General features: G+C 67.2%; 14 protein-coding genes. 6 read left to right on the top strand and 8 right to left on the bottom strand.

Annotated features, from left to right (window positions below; genetic code table 11):
- Window positions 1-7: 7 nt before the first annotated feature.
- Together Q0599_RS09630 and Q0599_RS09625 are read right to left on the bottom strand one after the other, a co-directional pair.
- Window positions 8-4,756 carry a glutamate synthase-related protein gene (locus Q0599_RS09630; RefSeq protein ID WP_298828860.1) on the bottom strand — a complete coding sequence of 1,583 codons (4,749 nt, stop codon included), beginning with the start codon at window positions 4,754-4,756 and terminating at the stop codon, window positions 8-10.
- 116 nt (window positions 4,757-4,872) lie between these two features.
- A complete protein-coding gene (locus tag Q0599_RS09625) occupies window positions 4,873-5,592 on the bottom strand; it encodes a transposase (protein WP_298828857.1) in 720 nt (239 codons plus the stop codon).
- Window positions 5,593-5,848: 256 nt separating this feature from the next.
- Between Q0599_RS09625 and Q0599_RS09620 the strand changes: the two genes are divergently transcribed.
- From Q0599_RS09620 to Q0599_RS09595, 6 genes are read left to right on the top strand one after another with little or no spacing between them, the layout of a single operon-like run.
- Window positions 5,849-6,280 (top strand): type IV pilin protein, encoded by a 432-nt coding sequence (locus Q0599_RS09620; RefSeq protein WP_298828854.1) that lies wholly within the window; start codon window positions 5,849-5,851, stop codon window positions 6,278-6,280.
- The gene (locus Q0599_RS09615) at window positions 6,277-6,882 is read left to right on the top strand and encodes a GspH/FimT family pseudopilin (RefSeq protein ID WP_298828852.1); all 606 of its coding nucleotides are present in this window, start codon (window positions 6,277-6,279) and stop codon (window positions 6,880-6,882) included. Before Q0599_RS09620 ends, Q0599_RS09615 begins: the two co-directional genes overlap by 4 nt.
- A gap of 46 nt (window positions 6,883-6,928) precedes the next feature.
- Window positions 6,929-7,339 (top strand): hypothetical protein, encoded by a 411-nt coding sequence (locus tag Q0599_RS09610; protein WP_298828849.1) that lies wholly within the window; start codon window positions 6,929-6,931, stop codon window positions 7,337-7,339.
- Between the two features lie 9 nt (window positions 7,340-7,348).
- On the top strand, window positions 7,349-8,422 hold the full coding sequence (locus Q0599_RS09605; RefSeq protein ID WP_298828846.1) for a PilW family protein: 1,074 nt from the start codon (window positions 7,349-7,351) through the stop codon (window positions 8,420-8,422).
- A complete protein-coding gene (locus Q0599_RS09600; protein WP_298828843.1) occupies window positions 8,416-9,066 on the top strand; it encodes a PilX N-terminal domain-containing pilus assembly protein in 651 nt (216 codons plus the stop codon). The genes Q0599_RS09605 and Q0599_RS09600 overlap by 7 nt, the downstream gene beginning before the upstream one ends.
- Window positions 9,067-9,103: 37 nt before the next feature.
- Window positions 9,104-13,291 (top strand): PilC/PilY family type IV pilus protein, encoded by a 4,188-nt coding sequence (locus Q0599_RS09595; protein WP_298828840.1) that lies wholly within the window; start codon window positions 9,104-9,106, stop codon window positions 13,289-13,291.
- Window positions 13,292-13,361: 70 nt separating this feature from the next.
- Here the strand turns inward: Q0599_RS09595 and Q0599_RS09590 are convergent, their stop codons facing one another.
- Genes Q0599_RS09590 through Q0599_RS09565 form a run of 6 tightly spaced genes read right to left on the bottom strand, consistent with a single transcriptional unit; the run spans window position 13,362 to window position 20,607 of the window.
- Entirely contained in the window at window positions 13,362-14,525 is a 1,164-nt protein-coding gene (locus tag Q0599_RS09590) for a deoxyguanosinetriphosphate triphosphohydrolase (protein WP_298829332.1), read from the bottom strand.
- 11 nt (window positions 14,526-14,536) lie between these two features.
- Entirely contained in the window at window positions 14,537-15,631 is a 1,095-nt protein-coding gene (aroB, locus tag Q0599_RS09585; RefSeq protein ID WP_298828837.1) for a 3-dehydroquinate synthase, read from the bottom strand.
- 37 nt (window positions 15,632-15,668) lie between these two features.
- Complete coding sequence (locus Q0599_RS09580; protein WP_298828836.1) at window positions 15,669-16,238, bottom strand: shikimate kinase; 570 nt, start codon at window positions 16,236-16,238, stop codon at window positions 15,669-15,671.
- Between the two features lie 3 nt (window positions 16,239-16,241).
- Window positions 16,242-17,876 carry an Ig-like domain-containing protein gene (locus Q0599_RS09575; protein ID WP_298828833.1) on the bottom strand — a complete coding sequence of 545 codons (1,635 nt, stop codon included), beginning with the start codon at window positions 17,874-17,876 and terminating at the stop codon, window positions 16,242-16,244.
- Window positions 17,877-17,920: 44 nt separating this feature from the next.
- A complete protein-coding gene (gene pilQ / locus Q0599_RS09570) occupies window positions 17,921-20,041 on the bottom strand; it encodes a type IV pilus secretin PilQ (RefSeq protein WP_298829331.1) in 2,121 nt (706 codons plus the stop codon).
- Window positions 20,042-20,070: 29 nt separating this feature from the next.
- Complete coding sequence (locus Q0599_RS09565) at window positions 20,071-20,607, bottom strand: pilus assembly protein PilP (protein ID WP_298828830.1); 537 nt, start codon at window positions 20,605-20,607, stop codon at window positions 20,071-20,073.
- Between the last annotated feature and the right edge of the window lie 5 nt (window positions 20,608-20,612).

Genomic DNA, 20,612 nt, shown 5'->3' with positions numbered 1-20,612 from the left:
GCGCGGCTTACTTCGCCGGCACCGTCTTCGACTTCTTCTCGGACAACTTCGCCTTGGCGATCGTGTCGCCGGCTTCCTTGGCCGCGTTGATCTCGCCCAGGGCCCGCTTGTACTCGTGCGGGAAGACCTTCACGAATCTGCCGCGCGACTCGTTCCAGTGGTCGAGGATGTGCCGGGCCCGCAGGCTGCCCGTCCACTTGTGGTGGTCCTCGATCAGACGCTTGAGCTGCACCTCGTCGGCCTCGCCCCTGTGCCAGATGGAGCGATCGCTGCCCGCCTCCTGCCCGGCCTTGGTCGGCACCTTGTCGAGCGCGACCATCGCCGTGTTGCAGCGCGTGGCGAACGAACCGTCCTCGTCGTAGACGTAGGCGATGCCGCCGCTCATGCCGGCGGCGAAGTTGCGGCCGGTCTTGCCGAGCACGACCACCGTGCCGCCGGTCATGTACTCGCAGCCGTGGTCCCCCGTGCCCTCCACCACCGCCGTGGCACCCGACAATCGAACCGCGAAGCGCTCGCCGGCCACGCCGCGGAAGAAGGCCTCGCCGCTGGTCGCACCGTAGAGCACGGTGTTGCCGACGATGATGTTGTTCGTCGCGTCGCCGCGGAACTCGATGCTCGGGCGGATGGCGATGCGGCCGCCCGACAGGCCCTTGCCGGTGTAGTCGTTGGCGTCGCCGATCAGGTAGATGGTGATGCCCTTGGCGAGGAAGGCGCCGAAGCTCTGCCCGCCCGTGCCTTCCATCTGGATGAAGATGGTCTGGTCGGGCAGGCCTTCCGGGTGGCGGCGAATCAGCTCACCCGACAGCATCGCGCCGACGGTGCGGTTGACGTTGCGCGCATCCTCGAGGAACTGCACCTTCTCGCCGCGCTCGAGCGCGGCCTTCGCCTTCTCGATCAACCGCACGTCGAGCGCGCGGTCGAGGCCATGGTCCTGGCTCTCGACGTGGCGGCGCGACACCTCGGCCGGCATCTCCGGCTGGTAGAACACGCGGCTGAAGTCCAGCCCGCGCGCCTTCCAGTGGGCGATGCCTTTCCTCGTGTCGAGCAGGTCGGCGCGGCCGACCAGGTCGTCGAACCTGCGGATGCCCAGCTGCGCCATGATCTGGCGCGCCTCCTCGGCGACGAAGAAGAAGTAGTTGACGACATGCTCGGGCTTGCCGGCGAACTTGGCACGCAGCACCGGGTCCTGCGTGGCCACGCCGACCGGGCAGGTGTTCAGGTGGCACTTGCGCATCATGATGCAGCCTTCGGCCACCAGCGGCGCGGTGGCGAAGCCGAACTCGTCGGCACCGAGCAGCGCGCCGATCACCACGTCGCGGCCCGTCTTCATCTGGCCGTCGGCCTGCACGCGGATGCGGCCGCGCAGGCGGTTGAGCACCAGGGTCTGCTGCGTCTCCGCGAGGCCCAGTTCCCAGGGCGTGCCGGCGTGCTTGATCGAGCTCCACGGCGACGCGCCCGTGCCGCCGTCGTGGCCGGCGATCACCACGTGGTCGGCCTTGGCCTTGGCCACGCCGGCCGCGACGGTGCCGACCCCGACTTCGGACACCAGCTTCACGCTGATGCTGGCGCGCGCGTTGGCGTTCTTCAGGTCGTGGATGAGCTGCGCCAGGTCCTCGATCGAGTAGATGTCGTGATGCGGCGGCGGCGAGATCAGTCCGACGCCCGGCACGCTGTAGCGCAGGAAGCCGATGTACTCGGACACCTTGCCGCCCGGCAGCTGGCCGCCCTCACCCGGCTTGGCGCCCTGGGCCATCTTGATCTGGATCTGGTCGGCCGAGACGAGGTACTCGGTCGTCACGCCGAAGCGGCCCGAGGCGACCTGCTTGATCTTCGAGCGCAGCGAGTCGCCGGCCTTCATCGCGTAGTCGGCCGCGATGACCTTGGTGCCGATCACCTCGCTGACCTTGGTGCCGTCGGCGATCGCGATGCCCTTCATCTCGTTGCGGTAGCGTGCCGGGTCCTCGCCGCCTTCACCGGTGTTGCTCTTGCCGCCGATGCGGTTCATCGCGAGCGCCAACGTGGTGTGCGCCTCGGTAGAGATGGAACCCAGCGACATCGCGCCGGTGGCAAAGCGCTTGACAATCTCGGACGCCGGCTCCACCTCGTCCAGGGGGATCGCCTTGCCCGGGTCGACCCTGAACTCGAACAGGCCACGCAGCGTCATGTGGCGCTGCGACTGGTCGTTGATGATCTGCGCGTACTCCTTGTAGGTCTCGAACCTGTTGCCGCGCACGCTGTGCTGCAGCTTGGCAATCGCGTCGGGCGTCCACATGTGTTCCTCGCCGCGCACGCGCCAGGCGTATTCGCCGCCGGCGTCGAGCATGCCGGCGAGCACCGGGTCGTTGCCGAAGGCCGCCCGGTGCATGCGGATCGCCTCCTCCGCGACCTCGAACACACCGATGCCGCCCACCTGGCTGGCGGTGCCGCGGAAGTACTTGTCGATCAGCGGCCTGTCCAGGCCGATCGCCTCGAAGAGCTGAGCGCCGCAGTAGCTCATGTACGTCGACACGCCCATCTTGGACATGATCTTCGACAGCCCCTTGCCGATCGCCTTCACGTAGTTGTAGATCGCCTTCTCGGCCGACAGATCGCCGGGCAGCTCCTTGTGCAGGGAAGCCAGCGTCTCCATCGCCAGGTAGGGATGAACGGCCTCGGCGCCATAGCCCGCCAGCACGGCGAAGTGGTGCACTTCGCGCGCGGAGGCCGTCTCGACGACCAGGCCAGCGGTGGTGCGCAGACCCTCGCGCACCAGGTGCAGGTGGATCGCCGACAGCGCCAGCAGGGCGGGGATCGCGACGTTGTCGCGGTCCATCGCGCGGTCGCTGATGATGAGGATGTTGTGGCCGCTGGCGATCGCGTCCACCGCTTCTGCGCACAGCGACGCGAGCTTGGCCTCCACGCCTTCGCCCCCCCAGGCGAGCGGGTAGGTGATGTCGAGCACGTAGCTCTTGAATTTCGCGCCGGTGTGCTTCTCGATCTGGCGCAGCCGCGCCATGTCCCCGAAGTCGAGGATCGGCTGCGGCACCTCCAGGCGCATCGGCGGGTTCACCGCGTTGATGTCCAGCAGATTCGGCTTCGGGCCGATGAAGGAGACCAGCGACATGACGATCGCCTCGCGGATCGGGTCGATCGGCGGATTGGTGACCTGCGCGAACAGCTGCTTGAAGTAGTTGTACAGCGGCTTGTTCTTGTCCGACAGCACCGCCAACGGCGAGTCGTTGCCCATGGAGCCGATCGCTTCCTCGCCGGCCGCGGCCATCGGGCTGAGCAGGAACTTGATGTCCTCCTGCGTGTAGCCGAAGGCCTGCTGGCGGTCGAGCAGCGACTCGCGGAAGCCGAGCGACTCGGGCTCCAGCGGCGTCTCTTCGAGCTTGACGCGCACGCTCTCGATCCACTGCCGGTAGGGCTTGGCCGAGGCGAACTGGTTCTTCAGTTCCTCGTCGTCGACGATGCGGCCCTGCTCGAAATCGATGAGGAACATCTTGCCCGGCTGCAGGCGCCACTTGCGCACGATGCGGTTCTCGGGGATGGGCAGCACGCCGGACTCGGACGCCATCACCACCAAGTCGTCGTCGGTGACGATGTAACGCGCCGGCCGCAGGCCATTGCGGTCCAGCGTGGCGCCGATCTGGCGGCCGTCGGTGAAGACCATCGCCGCCGGGCCGTCCCACGGCTCGATCATCGCGGCGTGGTACTCGTAGAACGCGCGGCGGCGGGCGTCCATGCCTTCGTGCTGCTCCCACGCCTCCGGGATCATCATCATCGCGGCATGGGCCAGCGAGTAGCCGCTCATCGTCAGCAACTCGAGCGCGTTGTCGAAGGTCGCGGTGTCGGACTGGCCTTCGAAGCTGATCGGATAGAGCTTTCTAAGGTCATCGCCGAGCACCGGCGACTTCATCACGCCTTCGCGAGCGCGCATCCAGTTGAAGTTGCCCTTGACGGTGTTGATCTCGCCGTTGTGCGCAACCATGCGATACGGGTGCGCGAGCGGCCACTCGGGGAAGGTGTTGGTCGAGAAGCGCTGGTGGACGAGGGCGAGCGCCGAGACCACGCGCGGGTCCTGCAGATCCTTGTAGTACCTGCCGACCTGGTCGGCCAGCAGCAGACCCTTGTAGATGATCGTGCGGCAGCTCATGCTGGGCACGTAGTACTCGCGGCTGTGCGTCAGCTTGAGTCGCTGGATCGCCGCCGACGCCGTCTTGCGGATCACGTAGAGCTTGCGCTCCAGCGCATCGGGCACGATCACGTCAGGGCCGCGGCCAATGAAGATCTGGCGAATCACCGGTTCCTTGGTGCGCACCGCCGGCGACATCGGCATCTCGCTGTCCACCGGCACGTCGCGCCAGCCGAGCAGCACCTGGCCTTCGGCCTTCACGGCGCGCTCCAGTTCCTGCACGCAGGCCAGCCGCGAGGCGTGCTCCTTGGGCAGGAAGATCATGCCCACGCCGTACTCGCCGGGGGGAGGAAGTTCCACACCCTTGCTCGCCATCTCGGCGCGGTAGTACTCGTCGGGGATCTGGATCAGGATGCCGGCGCCATCGCCCATCAGCTTGTCGGCGCCGACCGCACCGCGGTGATCCAGGTTCTCGAGGATCTTCAGGCCCTGCTCGACGATTGCATGGGCCTTCTGCCCCTTGATGTGCGCGACGAAACCGACGCCGCAGGCATCGTGTTCGTTGACGGGGCTGTACAGGCCCTGGTCGACGGCTTGCGCCAATGTCTGCGAGGCGGCGGTGAGGGGGTGGGCTTGCGACATGGCGCTCTCCATGCATGGCGGAATCGATCCGCAGGATACTGCAGTGCAGCAAGCGTCACAAGAAGATTAATTGGATCCTGACCCTAATTAATATCTGGTTTCCCAGAGTGGGGCAATTAATTGGGGACAGCTTTATCAACACTGCGATCGAGACGGCGTCGCGGCCGCCCTGGCGACAACGGCCGCAGCCTGCGTGCCGTCGAAGTCGCCAGCGCCGCGAGGAACGCGGCCGAGCCCAATGCCCAGCCCTTGCGCACGGCATCGTCGAAGCGCCGCCGCTGCTCCGGATGCAGCGGATGTGTGACTAGCAAGCGATATGCCGCATGCCGTTCGAACGGTGTGTTGCCCAGCGCCCAGAATCGCGCGTGATCCGTGACCAGTGGGTCGACCGCGAGGCCGAGATGGTGCGCGGCACTGGAAATGCGCTCGCCAGCCGCCACTGCGCCATCGCCCGCCAGCGCCGCGTCCGATTCGACGTGGCACATCGCCGCGACCATCTCGCTGTCGGCATCGAGCACCGTCGCGCGGAAGCGCCCGGCCCAGAGCGTACCGCTGCGGCCATGGCGGCGGTTGAATTCGGCCGTGTAGCGCCTGCCGACGCGCTGCATGACGCGGCTCAGGCCTTCTGCCTCTCGCGGGGTGGCCAGCAGCAGCACGCGCCCGGGCTCGAGGCAGTATGCATGGATGGCCACGCCGCAGTCGACGGCGGCTCGCGCCAGGGCGGCGCGATAACTGCCGCGGTCAACGCCGTCGAGGAAGACGGGCTGCGCGTTGTGGCCGCTCTGCTCCACGAGGTGAGGCAGACCGGGGACGCAGAGGCGGGGCAGACGCGCCATCAGTGCTTTCCAGCGGCAAAGGAATAAGGCTCCACGACCTCCATTCTGCCGGTGGCATGGTGCGTGAATAGTTGGCACCGCGCCGACGTGCCGCGCCACTCGTCGGGCTGCCCCGCCCGTCCGTCGGGCGCCAGCGCTGCCGCGCGGTGGGGTTGTCTACAGTCCGCTGCCACAGGAGTCGGTCCGTACGCGCTGCGTGTGCAGACCTTCGGTTTCGGGAAGCCATTGCCGGACAGCGGCGCATGGGAAGAGCACAGTGAAGAGAACACTCGCCAGCGGTTTCACCTTGATCGAAGTGATGATCGTCGTCGCGATCATCGCCATCATCAGCGCGTTCGCCGTGCCTGGGTACAACGACTACGTGACCCGCGGCCGACTGCAGGATGCCACTTCGACGCTGGCGTCGAAGCAGGTGCAGCTCGAGCAGTGGTTCCAGGACCGCCGCACCTACGTCGGCTCCCCGGCCTGCGCGAACGACGCCACGAACCGTAATTTCGACTTCTCCTGCAACGGCACCGAGACGGCCGTCGGCTACACGCTCACCGCGACGGGAAAGGCTGGCGTGCTCGGCTTCAGCTTCACCGTGAACCAGGCGAATCAGCGCGCTACGGCGGCCGTGCCGGCAGGCTGGACGGTGCCTGCGCCGAACAACTGCTGGGTTTCACGCAAGGGCGGACTGTGCTCATGAGCGCGCGGCCGCAACGTGGTCTGACGCTCGTCGAGCTGCTCGTCACGCTGGCGATCGTGGCCATGCTGGTGATGGCCGCCGTGCCGTCCTTCACCGGCGCCATCGTGAACTCGCGCATCCGCGCCACCGGGGAAGCCATCCTGACGGGCATCCAGCTGGCCAAGTCCGAGGCTGTCGCGCGCAACGCGCGCGTGCGGTTCCAGCTCACCAGCACGCTGGACGGCTCCTGCGCGCTGTCCACCACCGGGGCCAACTGGGTCATCAACCTCGACCCGAACGCCGATGCCACCGAGGTCGAAGGCCGATGCAATGCCGCGCCGAGCGACGCGGCGGCACCCTTCATCCTGCAGACGCGACCGGCTGCCAGCGGTTCCGGCAGCACGCAGGTCGCAGCCACGCAGTCGAGCCTGGTGTTCAGCGGTCTCGGCCGACTGGCCGAGGTGCCCGCTGGCAACGTCGTCATCAACCTCACCAATCCCGCTGGCGGCACCTGCGCCGACATCGGCGGCGACGTGAGCTGCCTGCGCATCGTCGTCTCGCCGGCGGGCCAGGCGCGCATGTGCAACCCCGCCCGGGACCCCGGCGATCCTCAGGCCTGCTGACATGAACCAACGCCTTCGTCGCCCTCCAGCCGGCCAGGCTGGCGTCATGCTTCTCGAGGCCCTCATCGCGATCCTCATCTTCTCGCTCGGCGTGCTTGCACTCGTCGGCCTGCAGACCGTATCGATCAAGCAGTCGAGCGAGGCCAAGTACCGTGCCGACGCCGTACTGCTGGCCAACGAACTGATCGGCCAGATGTGGGTGGGGAACCGCAGCTTTGCCAACCTGAGCGCCAATTTCGCCACGGGCGGGCCGGAGTACAACGCCTGGCTGGCCAGAATCACCGACGGCAACATGCTGCCCGGCGTCGCGGACAACCCGCCGACCGTCGATCCGGTTGCCGCCGGTCCGGCAGGCGACCCGAGCACCCTCGTGACGGTGCGCGTCAACTGGAAGGCGCCGAACGAGCCAGCAGCCGACCCGGTGCACTTCGTCACGGTCGTGGCACAGATCAAGTAGGAGCGGTCCGTGAACACACAGCTCCATCCCCACAAGCGCATGCGTCGTGCCCGCGGCCTCAGCCTGGTCGAGGTCATGGTCGGCCTGGTCATCGGTCTGATCGCCGTGCTCGTCGTCATGCAGGTCTTCCAGCTTTCCGAGGGCTCGCGCCGCGCCACCGTCGGCGGCGACGACGCACAGATGGCCGGCACGCTGACGCTCACATCCTTGCAGCGGGAACTGCGCCAGGCGGGCTACGGAGGCAATGCGTTCCCCATCCTCGGCTGTCGCATCACCATGCCGGGTGGCTGGACGCTGCCGGCGCTGGCGCCGGTCGTCGTCAACCCGGGAGCGGCAGTGATTCCGGACGGCGACCCCAACACCGACACCCTGCTGGTGATGTACGGCGACACCGGCGGGTCGCCCGAGGGAGACCTGATCTCCGCACAGACATCCCAGAACGTCTACTCGGTGGCCACGCCCACCTCGTTCGACCGTGGCCATCTCGTCATCGCCGCCGCCGAGGTGCGACCGGCACCGTGCGTCCTCACGCTCGAGGAGGTTCTGGCCACGAACGCGCCGAGCCCGCCGACCGTCACGGTCGGGGTGGGCGTGCCGGGCATGGTCAACGGAACGCTCTACAACCTGGGGCGCAACCCCCGCTTCCTCGCGTACGCGATCCGCAACGGCAACCTGACCGTGTGCGACTACCGCGCCAACGACTGCCGCAACGGCGCCGACGACCCCGCGGTATGGACGCCGATCAGCCACGGCATCGTCAGTCTGCGTGCGGTCTACGGGCGTGACGCCACCATCCCGATGGACGGCGCGGTGGACGAATACGTCCGCGCGACACCCGCGACGCAGTGCGACTGGGCCCGCGTCTCGGCGATGCAGATGGTCGTCGTCGCCCGCAGCGGCGAATTCGACAAGAAGCTCGGCGTCGACGACCCGGTCATTCCGCCGCCGCAGTGGCGAGCCAGCGACGCGGCGCCGATCGACCTCAGCGCGAACGCCGAGTGGCAGAGCTACCGCTACAAGGTCTTCGAGACCACGGTGCCGGTGCGCAACATGGCGTGGCTAGGAGCACAGACAGGATGCTGACCCCTACCCTTCACCACCGCACGGCAGCTCGCCGTGCCACGAGTCGGCGCGGCCAGCAGGGTGTCGTGCTGGTGCTGGCGCTGATCGTGCTCGCGGCGATGACGCTGGCCGGCATTGGCCTGATGCGCTCGGTGTTCACCGGCAACCGGGTGGCTGGCAACCTGGCGTTCCAGCAGTCGGCGACGCATGCCGCCGACACCGGCATCGAGACCGCCATCGCCTGGCTCGAGGACCGCAACGCCAATGCCCCGGCGACGCTGCACACGGGGAAGGACCCGGGCGGCGGCAACCTGGCCTACTTCGCCAATCGGCCCCTCAATACCGACCCTACCGATGCCAGCACCAGCTGGGAGCAGGCCTGGACGGCGTGGGAGAGCACCGGCCGCGTCAACGAGATCGCGCGCGACGCCACCACGGGCAATCGCGTGCGCTTCGTCATCCATCGCCTCTGCAACGCCGAAGGACCGCCGGAGTCGGGCATCGGCTGCAGCGCCTCGCCGGTGTCGGTCGGCTCCGAGGGGGGCAGCCGCGGCTCCGGCGTCGTCGGCCTCGCCGTCCCCAGCCAGCGCTACTACCGCATCACGGTGCGGGTGGACGGCCCGCGCAACACAGTGAGTTTCGTGCAATCCATCGTGGCGATGTGATCGAGACGCCGAGCAACGAACGATCAGGGAAACGACGATGAAGACCCCCCGCAACTTCCTCCCCCTGCTGCCTTTGCTGGCGGCAGCGGCGCTGGCCGGCGTGTCGCACGCCGCGACCACCGACATCGCCCAGGTCCCCCTGGTCACTTCGGCACCGAACGCCGTGCTGCCCAACCTGATGTTCATCCTCGACGACTCGGGGAGCATGGACTGGGACTACCTGCCGGATTCGGCCAACGACAACATCTGCCGCTCCAGCGGCGCCGCGCCCGACAACAGCGGCAGCTTCGACGCAAGCTGCGTCAACGAGCCGCCGTACCGCAGCCCGAGCTTCAACGGTTCCTACTACAACCCGGCCATCACCTACATGCCGCCGCTGTACGCCAACGGCACGTCCTGGCCGACGCAGAACTCGGCCAATACGACGGGTTGGACGAGCGTCCGCAACGACGCCTATGGCGTCCAGTCCGCCGCCACCACGAACCTCATCAGCGGCTACGCCGACGTCGAGTACTGCACCGACTCCACCTACGCCGACTGCCTGCGCAACGGCAACTACGTGCTGCCGGGCACGGTGGCGGGCAAGAACTACACGACGCGCCGTGCGACCACGGCCACCGGCGCCGGCTTCCTCGCCATCGGGGCACCGGACGCGGCCACCACCCAGGCCCGCACCTTCGGCCCGCACTACTACACCATGAACCCGGGCGAGTACTGCGACGCGCCCAACCTGCGCAACTGCCAGGCCACCGCGACCGTTGCCTTCAGGTATCCGGCGCCGGTGCGCTGGTGCAACAGCGACGCGAACGCGCGCGCCGCGGCGCCACCCGCCGGCTCGTGCCAGGCGCTGCAGACGCCGACCTACTCGGAACTGCGCATCCCGACGAAGTTTTTCACCGCCGGCGTCGCCGGCACCCCGCCGGTCACCGAAGTCGCCGCATCGGCGCAGTTCCGCATCAACTCGCTCAACTGCAACGTCACCGTCAGTGCGGTCACCGTCAACGGCGTGAATCTGCTGTCGGCCAGCACGGTCACGACGAACAACCGCGACACCCTGGGCAACTCGATCCGCGACCTCATCAACGCCGGCGGCACCGGCTACACGGCCAGCACCAGCAATGGCGGGGACACGGTGCGCATCCAGGCGCCGGTCAGTGCCGGCAACATCTCCTATGCAGTGTCCTTCACGCGAACCGGCACCTGCTTCAGCACCAACCCCGCCACGCCCGTGTTCGGGGGTTATGTGGCGCCGAGTCCAGGCACGCCGGCCACGCCGGGCGGCTACCCCGGCTCCTTCAGCCGCGTCGAGATCATCCCGACGGTGACGAGCTATCCCCGCGCCGCCTCGCGCTCGGACTGCGCCGCTGCCGCCAGTTGCACCTATGCCGAGGAGATGACCAACTTCGCCAACTGGTTCACCTACTACCGCACACGTATGCAGTCGATGAAGACCTCGGCCAGCTTCGCGTTCGGCAACCTCTCGAACCAGTACCGGCTCGGCTACATCAGCATCAACAACAACACCGGCAGCGACTACCTGAACTTCAACCAGTTCGAACTGACCCACAAGGAGAACTGGTTCAGCAAGCTGACCGCGGCGCGGCCCAGCAATGCGACCCCGTTGCGCGGCACGCTGTCGCGCGTCGGGCGGCTGTTCGGCGGCCGGCTCAACGGCACGACGCTGAATGGCTCGACGGTGGTCGATCCGATGCAGTACTCCTGCCAGCAGAACTTCACCCTGCTGTCCACCGACGGTTACTGGAACGAGACCGGCACGCCCGTGCAACTGAACGGATCGACCGCGATCGGTGACGCCGACGGCGCGCTGCCCCGACCGCTGCTCGACGGCACCGGCACCAGCAACACGCTGGCCGACGTCGCGGCGTACTACTACGAGACCGACCTGCGCACCGGCACCGCCGGCGCCGGCGTGTGTGCCGCGGCCAACGGCGGCGACCTGTGCGACAACAACGTGCCGGTCGGCGGCGCCGACGTCGCGCGCCACCAGCACATGACCACCTTCACGCTGGGCCTGGGCGTGTCGGGCTACATGCTGTTCGACGAGAACTACCGCAGCGCCATCAGCGGCGACTTCTTCGACGTCGCCAACGGGACGGCAGCGAATCCCGCCAACGGCATCTGCACCTGGCAGTCCAGCGGCGCGTGCAACTGGCCGATCCCGGTCAACAACTCGCCGCCGAACATCGACGACCTGTGGCACGCCGCCGTGAACGGCCGAGGCACCTACTTCAGCGCCAAGGACCCCGCCGGCCTCTTTTCGGGCCTCTCGGCCGCGCTGGCCGCCATCGAGACGCGCCGCGGGGCTGCCGCCGCAGCCACGACCAGCAACCCGAACATCTCGGCGGCAGACAACTACGTGTTCATCTCGCGCTTCACCGCGGGCAGGAACGAATGGACCGGCGAACTGGCCGGGCAGCAGATCAATGTCGACACCGGACAGATCGTCAACCAGGCCGGCGACTGGTCGGCGCAGTCGGCGCTGGACGCGAACACGTCTCGCACCATCTACACCTTCGACGGCAGTTCGGGCAACAAGCTCAAGACCTTCGCCTGGGGCAACCTGACGACCGGCGAGCAGTCCTACTTCGAGACCGCACACATCACCGCGACAGGCCGCGGGCTGAGCCAGTTCTGCAACTGGGCTGCCACCTGCCTGTCCACCGCCGACCAGTACGACGCAGCGGGAGAGAAACTCGTCGACTTCATTCGGGGCGACCGCAGCAACGAGGGATCGCTCAGCGACATCGCGAAGTACTACCGGGCGCGTGCACACCTGCTCGGCGACATCGTGAACTCCGAGGCGCTGTACGTGAAGAAGGCGCTCTTCAACTATGCCGACACCGGCTACAGTGCTTTCAAGACGAGCACCGAGAGCCGCCGCGCCGTCGTCTACGTCGGGGCGAACGACGGCATGCTGCACGCCTTCGATGCGACCAACGGCGCGGAGATCTGGGCCTACGTGCCGAGCATGGTGATGCCAAACCTGTACCGACTGGCCGACAAGAATTACGGCAACGCTCACCAGTACTACGTCGACGGCAGCCCGATCGGCGGCGACATCCAAATCGGCGGCGCGTGGAAGACCATCCTGGTCGGTGGCCTCGGGGCGGGCGGGCGCGGCTACTACGCGCTGGACGTCACCGATCCGAACGCTCCTCGGGCCCTGTGGGAGTTCACCGACGCCAACCTCGGTCTGAGCTTCGGAAAGCCGGAAATCACCAAGCTGAAGGATGGCACCTGGGTGGTGATCTTCGCGTCTGGCTACAACAACGTCTCCCCCGGCGATGGTCGCGGACGGCTCTACGTGGTGCGGGCCAGCGACGGCACGCTGCTGCGCACCATCGACACCGGCGCGGGCGACGCCATCACGCCGAGCGGCCTGGCGCACATCCGTGCCTGGGTGGACCGCACGGATGTCAACAACACCACGTTGCGCGTCTACGGCGGCGACAACCTCGGCAACGTCTGGCGTTTCGACGTCAACGGCGACATCGGTGCCAGCGGCTACGACGCCCAGTTGCTCGCCACCTTGCGCGACTCGCTGTCGAACCCGCAGCCGGTCACGGCGCGCCCGGAACTCGGCCTGGTCAGCGGCAAGGCCGTCGTCTACGTCGGCACCGGCCGCTATCTCGGCGTGAGCGATCTGACCGACACGAGGCAGCAGACCATCTATGCCATCAAGGACGATCTCGGATCGACCGGCTGGGGCAGTCCGCGCGCAGCGGGCAACTTCGTTCAGCAGTTCATGACTTCGGGCAGCTGCCCGGCGGGTGCAACCGTGTGCGCGCCTTCGCAGACGGTGCGGTTCGGAACCTCGAACCCCGTGGACTTCGCCATCAACGGCGGCTGGTTCATCGACCTGCCCGAGCCAAGCGAGCGCGCCAACACCGACCCGCAGCTCGCCCTGGGGACGCTGGTCTTCACCACCAACGTCATCAACCCGGGTGCGTGCACGGTGGGCGGCACCAGCTACATCAACTTCTTCGATTACCGCACCGGTGGCGCAGTCACGTCGTCGACAGGCGTCGTCTCGACACTGCTGGGCAACGCCGTCGCCACGAGGCCGACCATCGTTCGTCTGCCCAGTGGCAAGGTGATCAGCCTGACCCGGCTGTCCGACGACCGCACCGTGGTGTCACCGATCCCGGTCGGCACGACGCCGGGCTCGACGCGTCGCATCTCGTGGCGCGAGCTGGCCAACTGATCGACCCGGACTTCGGTCATCCGCCCCGGCTCCGGCCGGGGCTTCTTTTTCGGGGGGGCGCCGTCGGTGCTCAGTCCGTTGCGCGCGGCCGCGCCGGCCATTCCAGGTGGCGGCCGGTCAACCGTAGATGCTCTTGGAGCGCGAACCGGTCGGTCATGCCGGCGATGTAGTCGGCCACCGTCCTGGGCAGGCTGCGGCCCCCAGGCCGCTGGCTCTGCACCTGCCGCGGGTCAGCGACATACAGCTCGAACAGTTCGCGCAGCACGTCGCGGGCCAGCCCGGTGGTGGCCACCACTTGCGGATGGCGGTAGAGATTGACGCGCAGGAAGCGCTGCACCTCGTCAGTCAGCTGACGCATCTCATCGCCGAACCTGACCAGCGGTGGCAATTCGCGTGCCTGGTCGGCAGACGCCACACCCCGACGCACGAGCGCTTCCCGCGTCGTGTCGACAACATCGTGGACCTGCTGCGAGAGCACCCGGCGCAAGGTCTCGAAGAGCACGCGCCGGCCCGTCAACGCAGGGTGGGTGCGGCGCACCTCCTGGAGGAAGCGACGGATCAGCGTCAGGTCCTCGAGCTGATCGAGCGAGAGCAGGCCGGAGCGCACGCCGTCGTCGATGTCGTGCGCGTTGTAGGCGATCTCGTCGGCGAGGTTGCACAGCTGGGCCTCGAGGCTCGGCTGGCTGCGCTCGACGAAGCGTCGGCCCACCCCGGTCGGGTCATGGGACAGCAGCCACTCGGCATTGCGCCGGCTGCAATGCTTGAGGATTCCTTCGCGCGTCTCGAACGTGAGGTTCAAGCCGTCGAAGGCGGCATAGCGCTCCTCGAGCCGGTCGACGACGCGCAGGCTCTGGAAGTTGTGCTCGAAGCCCCCGCCGTGAGGGTCGTGGGCGACCATGCAGGCGTGCAGCGCGTCCTGGCCCGCGTGGCCGAAGGGCGTGTGCCCGAGGTCATGGGCCAGGGCGATGGCTTCGATCAGGTCTTCGTTGAGGCCGAGGGCTCGCCCGATCGAGCGCCCCAGTTGCGCCACCTCGAGGGAGTGCGTGAGGCGGGTGCGGAACAGGTCGCCTTCGTGGTTCAGGAAGACCTGAGTCTTGTAGACGAGTCGGCGGAACGCCGTGCAGTGCACGATGCGATCTCGATCGCGCTGGAAGTCATCGCGCGGCGGCGACGGCGTCTCCGGGTGACGTCGGCCACGCGTCAGCGCCGGGCGGCTGGCGTAGGGGAACGTCATCTCGTCCGCGCTCACGCGCAGTTCGACTGGAGCACCTCGCGCACCATCGCATCGGGCGCCGCGCGCACGCCAGCGCGGCCCGGCACTTCGATGACGACGAAGCGGATCTCGCCGCCTTCGGACTTCTTGTCCACTCGCATCAGTTCGAGGTAGCGGTCAGCTCCGAGACCGGGCCCGCGCACGGGCAGACCGCAGCGCTCGACCAGGCGGCGGATCCGCTGCGCGTACGACGTGTCGATCAGACCCAGTCGGCGCGACAGGTCGGCCGCCATCACCATGCCGCAGCCCACCGCCTCGCCATGCAGCCATTCGCCATAGCCCAACCCGGCCTCGATGGCGTGGCCGAAGGTGTGGCCGAAGTTGAGAATGGCGCGAAGGCCCGACTCGCGTTCATCCTGCGCCACGACATCCGCCTTGATCTCGCAGGAGCGCCTGACGGCATGCGCGAGCGCCGCACGATCGAGGGCGAGCAAGTCGTCCGCATGCGCCTCGATCCAGGCCAGGAAGTCGTCGTCGGCAATTGGCCCGTACTTGATGACCTCGGCCAGCCCGGCTGCAATCTCGCGCTTGGGCAGGCTGGCCAGTGTCTCCAGGTCGGCAATCACACGCACGGGCTGGTAGAAGGCGCCGATCATGTTCTTGCCCAGCGGATGGTTGATGGCCGTCTTGCCGCCAACCGAGGAGTCCACCTGCGCGAGCAGCGTCGTCGGGACCTGCACGAACGGCACGCCGCGCATGTAGCTCGCGGCCGCGAAGCCGGTCATGTCACCGATCACACCGCCGCCGAGGGCAAACAGCACCGTCTTGCGGTCGCAGCCCGCGCCGAGCAAGGCGTCGAAGATCCGGTTGAGTGTCGTCCAGTCCTTGTGGTTCTCGCCGTCGGGCAGTTCGACGACGTGCACGTGTCGATACCTGTCCGCCAGCATCGCTCGCAGGCGCTCGGCATACAAGGGCGCGATCGTCGTGTTGGTGACGATCATCGCGTCGGCGCCGAGCGGCAGGCCGTCGTAGCTGGCCCGATCGCCGAGCAGACCAGAGCCGATGAGGATGTCGTAGCTGCGCTCCGCCAGCTCGATGCGGACGCGCTCCGGAGCGAAGAGACTCATGCGGCGAGTGTACGGCGCGCAGCGCCGATCCCCTGACTCAGCGCTTCGGCCGCGGGTCCACCGGCGACTCGGCCAGGTGGGGAGCGACGATGCCGGCCAGCTCGAGCTGCATCAGGATCATGTTGACGAGCGTCGGCACCGACGGTCGTCCGGTTTCGATGACGAAGTGGCTGCATGCGCGGTAGAGCGGATCTCTCTTCGCGAACAGCTCCCGCAGCTTCGTCAGCGGATCAGCCACCTGCAGCAGGGGGCGCTGGGTGTCGTGGCGCAGCCGACGGTGCAGTTCGTCGGGCGTCGAGCGCAAGTAGACGACGGTGCAGCGCGAGTTCAGTGCCTGCCGATTGGCCTCGCGCAGGCAGACCCCGCCGCCGGTGGCGATGACGCGGGGCTCCGGCTCGCGGGTCAGTTCGTCGATCGTTGCCTGCTCGATGTCGCGAAACCGCTCCTCGCCCTCACGATCGAAGAAGCTGCGGATCGAACCGCCGATGCGCTGCTCGATCAGCGCATCGGAATCGACAAAGGCCCAGCCAAGTCGGCGGGCCAGTTGTCGACCGACGGTGGACTTGCCACCGCCGGGCATGCCGATGAGGGCGATCGCTCTGGACAAGCTTCAGTTGGGACTTGCGCAGTCGTTGGACACCCCATACGGACTGAGCCGATACGCCGGAGACGCGCTGGTATTGGCAGCCGACGCCGCATCCACGGGGACGGGCGAGAGGAGGTAGGAGGCCCGGCCCTCCGTGCCGGCGATTCCTGAGGCGGCGACCGTGATCAGCGCGTCCACCCAAGTGCCATGGTCCTGGTTGTACGTCACTTCCAGAATCGCACTGCCGGCCGCATCGGTCTTCTGGGACAGCAGCCGGATGCTCACGTCCGCCTTGCGGGGCCAGAGAATGCCGTCGCCATTGGCATCCTCCCCGGCCTCCAGCACGCCATTGCGGTTGAGGTCCTCGTTCGGACAGATCGCCTGCAGACTCTGAACCCAGGCGCCGGCGAGGGTATAGCCCCCCTTGCGGTAGGAGGGGAGATCGACCGATGCCACCAGACTGACGTCAGGCACCACATTGCCTGCGGCATCGACAACCACGATGTTGAAGCGCTTCGTGTAGGTCAGGTCTCCCACTGTGACCAGGCCGTTCGTACCGATCGTCACACTGAGCGGGTCGGAGCTGACCGTCAAAGTCTGGGTGGCGAACGTGGTGCAGTTGAGGAGGTTGGGATCCGATTCGCTCACGCCGTAGCAGGCTCGAATCGTGACTCCGTCCGTCGGGCTTGAACGCGTGCCAGGGACGTAGAAGGTCGTGACGACGCCGTCGGCATTGCTGTACAGGATGTCCGGCGCACTGCCGACCGTGAACGACCCGCCGACATTGAGCGGATCACCGGCGAGGTCGAAGCGGACACGAACGTTCTTGATCGGCTGGTTGTCCGGACCAACGAACAATGCGCGCACCTCGGCTCGGTTCGACTGGCTGCCTGGCAGGTTGACGGCCACGACACTCGGGCTGACCCGCACGGATCCGGAGTCGATCGTGGTCGTGACCACCGGCACCACACCTGCTATCTGAACCTGAATGGTCTGCACATCGGTGGCTCCCGCCACCGTTGCACTGATCGTGTAGTCGCCGGGCGTGGCGGGCGCCGTGTAGTTGAAGACGAACTCGCCGCTGGCGTCGGTGACGCCGGATGCCGAGGCCGGATCCATTCCTGCCGCAGTAATCTGCACCTGCTGCCCGGGCATCGGGTTGCCGGCATTATCCACGGCGGTGTAGCGGACGACGCCGGCCTCCGACGGATCGAGCAGCGCCGGCGACACCGTCGCCTGGATCTTCGCGCCGAACACCTGAACGTTTGCAGTGCGGGTGACGCCGCCCGCCGAGGCCGTCACCGTGATGACGCGGTTGGCACGATTGGCGCCGATCGACAGGGTCGCCGTGATGTTGCCCGTGTCGTCCGTCTCCGCCGCGCTCACCTGCAGCACGGCGTCGGAGTCCGCCGTGATCGTGACCGGGACGGCTGCGATCACGTTGCGCGAGCCGTCGAGGACGGTGACGGTGACCGACGAAGTCTCGGATCCCGTGTTGGCAAGCAGCGCGCTCGACAGCGTCAGCACGACATCCCCTACCTGAACCGTACCGGTTCCGTCACCCGGCGTGAACGGCGAGTCCCCCGCGTCGCCGCTTCCGCCACAGGACGCAAGCGCGAACGCGCACAAAAGGATCCAGATCGCCTTGGCCAGTTTCATCACGATTGCTCGCTCTCTTGCAAAGATGTCTCGGTGGGCGCCCGTCAAAGGGCGCCGGTGCGGTCAGTCACGACCTTGGGCGTGAGGAAGATCAGCAGTTCGGTGCGCTCGGAAGACTTGGTGGTCGTCTTGAACAGGTGGCCGAGTACCGGCACGTCGCCGAGGAACGGCACCTTCGACACGTCGGTGCGGTCGGTCTGCTCGAAGATGCCGCCGATCACGACAGTGCCGCCGTTCTCCACCAGCACCTGCGTCTTCACGTGCTTGGTGTCGATCGCGAAACCGGCCGCCGTGGCCTGGCCGACGCTGTCCTTGTTGACGTCGACGTCGAGGATCACACTGCCCTCCGGCGTGATCTGGGGCGTGACCTCGAGCTTGAGGTTGGCCTTGCGGAACTGCAGCGCCGTCGCACCGCTGGAAGTCGCCGTCTGATACGGCAGTTCGGTGCCTTGTTCGATCAGCGCCTTCTGCTGGTCGGCGGTGACGACCCGCGGGCTCGACACCACCTTGCCCTTGCCGTCGGCCTCGAGCGCGGAGATCTCCAGATTCAGGAAGCGATTCGACGAGGCGCCGAACAGCGACAGCGCGAACGTGGCAGGGTTGTAGCCGCCCTGCCCAATGGCCGGCAGCGAGACGAAAGTGGTGTCGCTGAAGTTGAGCTGGTCGGTCTGAAGCGTCTGGCCGCCCACGGCGTTGAGGTTGCCGCCGACCGACACTCGGGTGTCGCCGGACACGCGGTAGCCCGGCAGGCCGCCGCGCACACCGCGCAGATCGACGGCGCCGAGCTTGACGCCCAGCGAACTGCCGAAGCTGTCGTCGGCGATCACGATGCGTGCTTCGATGAGCACTTGGCGCACGGGCACATCGATCTTGCTGATCAGCATCTGGATCTCCTCGAGCTTCGAGGGGATGTCGCTGACGAAGATCTGGTTGGTGCGCGTCTCGAAGATCACGCTGCCGCGCGGCGAGAGGATCTTCATGCCGGAGCTGCCTCCGCCGCCCTGCCCCTGGCCACTGAGGCCCTTGGCCACCTCTTCCGCCTTCGCATAGTTCAGCTGGAACGACTGCGTGCGCAGCGGCTCCAGCTGGGCAACCTGTGCCTTCGACTCCAGCTCGACCTTCTCTTTGGCGGCGAGTTCGTCCTTGGGCGCGATCCAGATGACATTGCCCGACTTGCGCAGGCCCAGGCCCTTGGCCTGAAGGATGATGTCCAGCGCCTGGTCCCAGGGCACGTCCTTCAACCGCAAGGTCACGTTGCCGGTCACGGTGTCGCTGGTCACGACGTTGAAGTTGGTGAAGTCGGCGATCACCTGCAGCAGGGCGCGAACTTCGATGTTCTGGAAGTTCAGCGAAAGCTTCTCGCCCGCGTAGCCCGGGCCCTGGGTCAGCTTGTTCGGGTCGACCTTCTGCGGACGCACCTCCAGCACGAACTGGTTGTCGCTCTGGTAGGCGCTGTGCTCCCAGTTGCCACGCGGGTTCACCGTCATGCGCACGCGGTCGCCCTGCTGCGCGGTGGTGATCGACTGCACCGGCGTGCCGAAGTCCGTGACGTCGAAGCGCTTGCGCAGGTTTTCCGGCAGCGTCGAGCGCAGGAACTCGACCACCAGGCTCTGCCCTTGCTGGCGGATGTCGACACCGACCTGATTGTTCGCCAACTCGACGACCACGCGCCCGGCACCGTCGGTGCCGCGGCGGAAGTCGATGTCCTTGAGGGCCAGCTGTTCGCGGTTGAGACTTTCCGCGAATCGCACGGGCTCGCCGGACTGCGTCGGCTGCGCCGCCTGCGCAGGCGATGTGTCGAGCACCAGCACCAGGGCCTTGCCCTGCAGCTGTGCCTTGTAGTTGGTGGCCTGCTTCAGGTTCAGGACCAGGCGGGTACGTTCGCCGGCCTGGGCAACGTTGACGCTGCGCAGGTTGCCCTGGTTGATCTCGACGGAGTTCCGCCCGAGCGCGTTCGCGACACCCGGCAGATCGATGGCGATGCGCGGCGGAGTCTGGATCGTGAAGCCGGCAGGGATCGCCGTCAGGGGCTCGCTCAGTTCGATGCGAACCACTTCGGCCGTGCCCTGCTGCGTGCTGTTGATCGACTGGATGGCGTTCTGGGCCCAGCCCGCCAGCGGCGCGCCGATGCCCAATACGAGTGCCAGTGCGCGAACGCGCCACATGCTCATGATCCGATTCTCCTGGTTGCTCTTCATCGCGCCGTCTCCTGGAGTTGGAGGGCGCTGGCGCGCTCGATCCACTCGCCTGCTGCGTCCTGGACGATTTCCCGGAGCGTCACGTCCGTCTCCGAAATGCCGGTGATCTTTCCGTAGTTCTGGCCGATGTAGTCGCCTTGCTTGACCTGGTAGAGCAGGTTGTCCACCTTGAGCAGGGCATAGGGCCTGCCACTGCGAGTCACGCTGCCGACCATGCGCATGCTGTCCAGCGGGTAGGCTTCCAGCGGCTCTTTGCGCCGATTGATCTCCGCCGCGAGCAGCGAGTTGGGCTGACGCGCTTCCTGCTTGAGCGCCACGGTGAGCTTCTGCGCGCTGAAGGGCTCGACACCGCCGATGGCCGTGTAGGCCTGGGGCACGAACTTCTTCGGTGGGGTCAGCGGCGTCACGTTCGGCTTGACTTCGCGCCGCTGCTGCTCCATCCACTGCGTCAGTTCTTCCTGCTCCGCGGCGCAACCGGCGAGCAACGCCAGCGCGAGGACCGGGAGCGCCGGACGCAGAATGCCCATCGTCATGACCC

This window comes from uncultured Piscinibacter sp., assembly GCF_937952055.1.
Lineage (GTDB): Bacteria > Pseudomonadota > Gammaproteobacteria > Burkholderiales > Burkholderiaceae_C > Piscinibacter.
This window is presented reverse-complemented; position numbering and strand designations above follow the sequence as displayed.

Excerpts from the sequence above, each read along its gene's own strand:
- Q0599_RS09590 (WP_298829332.1), bottom strand. The coding sequence starts at position 14,525 with ATGACGTTCCCCTACGCCAGCCGCCCGGCGCTGACGCGTGGCCGACGT.
- Q0599_RS09625 (WP_298828857.1), bottom strand. The coding sequence starts at position 5,592 with ATGGCGCGTCTGCCCCGCCTCTGCGTCCCCGGTCTGCCTCACCTCGTG.
- Q0599_RS09630 (WP_298828860.1), bottom strand. The coding sequence starts at position 4,756 with ATGTCGCAAGCCCACCCCCTCACCGCCGCCTCGCAGACATTGGCGCAA.
- aroB (WP_298828837.1), bottom strand. The coding sequence starts at position 15,631 with ATGAGTCTCTTCGCTCCGGAGCGCGTCCGCATCGAGCTGGCGGAGCGC.
- Q0599_RS09610 (WP_298828849.1), top strand. The coding sequence starts at position 6,929 with ATGCTTCTCGAGGCCCTCATCGCGATCCTCATCTTCTCGCTCGGCGTG.
- Q0599_RS09575 (WP_298828833.1), bottom strand. The coding sequence starts at position 17,876 with ATGAAACTGGCCAAGGCGATCTGGATCCTTTTGTGCGCGTTCGCGCTT.
- Q0599_RS09615 (WP_298828852.1), top strand. The coding sequence starts at position 6,277 with ATGAGCGCGCGGCCGCAACGTGGTCTGACGCTCGTCGAGCTGCTCGTC.
- Q0599_RS09595 (WP_298828840.1), top strand. The coding sequence starts at position 9,104 with ATGAAGACCCCCCGCAACTTCCTCCCCCTGCTGCCTTTGCTGGCGGCA.
- Q0599_RS09565 (WP_298828830.1), bottom strand. The coding sequence starts at position 20,607 with ATGACGATGGGCATTCTGCGTCCGGCGCTCCCGGTCCTCGCGCTGGCG.
- Q0599_RS09600 (WP_298828843.1), top strand. The coding sequence starts at position 8,416 with ATGCTGACCCCTACCCTTCACCACCGCACGGCAGCTCGCCGTGCCACG.
- pilQ (WP_298829331.1), bottom strand. The coding sequence starts at position 20,041 with ATGTGGCGCGTTCGCGCACTGGCACTCGTATTGGGCATCGGCGCGCCG.